This is a genomic window from Granulicatella sp. zg-84 (genome assembly GCF_010892375.1).
Classification (GTDB): Bacteria; Bacillota; Bacilli; order Lactobacillales; family Aerococcaceae; genus WM01.
In genome coordinates this window covers 1-1,747 of sequence record NZ_WNJX01000062.1, presented here as the reverse complement: position 1 = coordinate 1,747, position 1,747 = coordinate 1, and the positions used below count along the sequence as shown (strand labels likewise).

Sequence of the window (1,747 nt, the reverse complement as noted above, 5' to 3'; positions counted from 1 at the left end):
CGGTTACAGGTTCGACTCCTGTTGGGTGCATTCATGTTAGACATGAGAAACGGGAAGTAGCTCAGCTTGGTAGAGCACTTGGTTTGGGACCAAGGGGTCGCAGGTTCGAATCCTGTCTTCCCGACTTTTATATATTTAGGCGGTGTAGCTCAGCTGGCTAGAGCGTTCGGTTCATACCCGAGAGGTCGGGGGTTCGATTCCCTTCGCCGCTATAAGATCTATGTAGGACCTTTAGCTCAGTTGGTTAGAGCTATCGGCTCATAACCGATCGGTCGTAGGTTCGAGTCCTACAAGGTCCATTTATGGAGGATTACCCAAGTCCGGCTGAAGGGAACGGTCTTGAAAACCGTCAGGCGTGTAAAAGCGTGCAAGGGTTCGAATCCCTTATCCTCCTTAACTCGAAAGAGTATAATATTATCGCGGGATGGAGCAGTTGGCAGCTCGTCGGGCTCATAACCCGAAGGTCGTAGGTTCAAGTCCTACTCCCGCAATGTTAAAACATGGTTCCGTGGTGTAGGGGTTAACATGCCTGCCTGTCACGCAGGAGATCGCGGGTTCAAATCCCGTCGGGACCGTTAAAACGCATAATGTGTTTCTTTTATGCGGGTGTAGTTTAGTGGTAAAACTACAGCCTTCCAAGCTGTTGTCGCGAGTTCGATTCTCGTCACCCGCTTATAAGATAAATTATCTTATAAACATAAGGGCCTATAGCTCAGCTGGTTAGAGCGCACGCCTGATAAGCGTGAGGTCGATGGTTCGAGTCCATTTAGGCCCACTTATATTTAGGCCCGTTGGTCAAGCGGTTAAGACACCGCCCTTTCACGGCGGTAACACGGGTTCGAGTCCCGTACGGGTCATTATTTTATGGAGGATTACCCAAGTCCGGCTGAAGGGAACGGTCTTGAAAACCGTCAGGCGTGTAAAAGCGTGCAAGGGTTCGAATCCCTTATCCTCCTTAACTCGAAAGAGTATAATATTATCGCGGGATGGAGCAGTTGGCAGCTCGTCGGGCTCATAACCCGAAGGTCGTAGGTTCAAGTCCTACTCCCGCAATGTTAAAACATGGTTCCGTGGTGTAGGGGTTAACATGCCTGCCTGTCACGCAGGAGATCGCGGGTTCAAATCCCGTCGGGACCGTATGGTTCAGTAGCTCAGTTGGTAGAGCACTTGATTGAAGCTCAAGGTGTCGGCAGTTCGACTCTGTCCTGAACCACTTTTAGCGGGTGTAGTTTAGTGGTAAAACTACAGCCTTCCAAGCTGTTGTCGCGAGTTCGATTCTCGTCACCCGCTTATAAGATAAATTATCTTATAAACATAAGGGCCTATAGCTCAGCTGGTTAGAGCGCACGCCTGATAAGCGTGAGGTCGATGGTTCGAGTCCATTTAGGCCCATTGATAAAGCATTTTTTCAACATTTTGGGGAAATACTCAAGAGGCTGAAGAGGCGCCCCTGCTAAGGGTGTAGGTCGCATAACGCGGCGCGAGGGTTCAAATCCCTCTTTCTCCGTTGCTTTATCAGCATGGCCCGTTGGTCAAGCGGTTAAGACACCGCCCTTTCACGGCGGTAACACGGGTTCGAGTCCCGTACGGGTCATACTAAGAGAACGCTATAGCGTTCTTTTTTGGCTCTTCGTCAAATTGTGTTGGTGGAGAGAAATAGTGAGTATGTTGGTAGTGAATGGCATTAACCATTCACTACCTTTTTCACATTCTTTTTCTGCCACTGAGAATGGTGTTGTATGATTAA

Annotated in this window: 17 tRNA genes; all 17 read left to right on the top strand. The window is 49.2% G+C overall.

Annotation, left to right across the window (positions count from 1 at the left end):
• The first annotated feature begins 50 nt into the window (after nt 1-50).
• Nucleotides 51-124: transfer RNA gene (locus GMA06_RS08315), tRNA-Pro, on the top strand.
• Between the two features lie 14 nt (nt 125-138).
• Nucleotides 139-212: transfer RNA gene (locus GMA06_RS08310), tRNA-Met, on the top strand.
• Between the two features lie 13 nt (nt 213-225).
• Nucleotides 226-299 (top strand) — tRNA-Ile (locus tag GMA06_RS08305).
• Nucleotides 300-304: 5 nt separating this feature from the next.
• Nucleotides 305-394 (top strand) — tRNA-Ser (locus tag GMA06_RS08300).
• Nucleotides 395-418: 24 nt separating this feature from the next.
• Nucleotides 419-491: transfer RNA gene (locus tag GMA06_RS08295), tRNA-Met, on the top strand.
• Between the two features lie 11 nt (nt 492-502).
• Nucleotides 503-575: transfer RNA gene (locus tag GMA06_RS08290), tRNA-Asp, on the top strand.
• Nucleotides 576-602: 27 nt separating this feature from the next.
• Nucleotides 603-673: transfer RNA gene (locus GMA06_RS08285), tRNA-Gly, on the top strand.
• Between the two features lie 28 nt (nt 674-701).
• Nucleotides 702-775: transfer RNA gene (locus tag GMA06_RS08280), tRNA-Ile, on the top strand.
• Nucleotides 776-785: 10 nt separating this feature from the next.
• Nucleotides 786-857, top strand: a tRNA-Glu gene (locus tag GMA06_RS08275).
• Nucleotides 858-866: 9 nt separating this feature from the next.
• Nucleotides 867-956: transfer RNA gene (locus GMA06_RS08270), tRNA-Ser, on the top strand.
• 24 nt (nt 957-980) lie between these two features.
• Nucleotides 981-1,053 (top strand) — tRNA-Met (locus GMA06_RS08265).
• Nucleotides 1,054-1,064: 11 nt separating this feature from the next.
• A tRNA-Asp gene (locus GMA06_RS08260) sits at nt 1,065-1,137 on the top strand.
• A 3-nt stretch (nt 1,138-1,140) separates the two neighbouring features.
• Nucleotides 1,141-1,213: transfer RNA gene (locus GMA06_RS08255), tRNA-Phe, on the top strand.
• Between the two features lie 6 nt (nt 1,214-1,219).
• Nucleotides 1,220-1,290, top strand: a tRNA-Gly gene (locus GMA06_RS08250).
• Nucleotides 1,291-1,318: 28 nt separating this feature from the next.
• A tRNA-Ile gene (locus tag GMA06_RS08245) sits at nt 1,319-1,392 on the top strand.
• 26 nt (nt 1,393-1,418) lie between these two features.
• Nucleotides 1,419-1,507, top strand: a tRNA-Ser gene (locus GMA06_RS08240).
• A 15-nt stretch (nt 1,508-1,522) separates the two neighbouring features.
• Nucleotides 1,523-1,594: transfer RNA gene (locus GMA06_RS08235), tRNA-Glu, on the top strand.
• Nucleotides 1,595-1,747 lie beyond the last annotated feature (153 nt).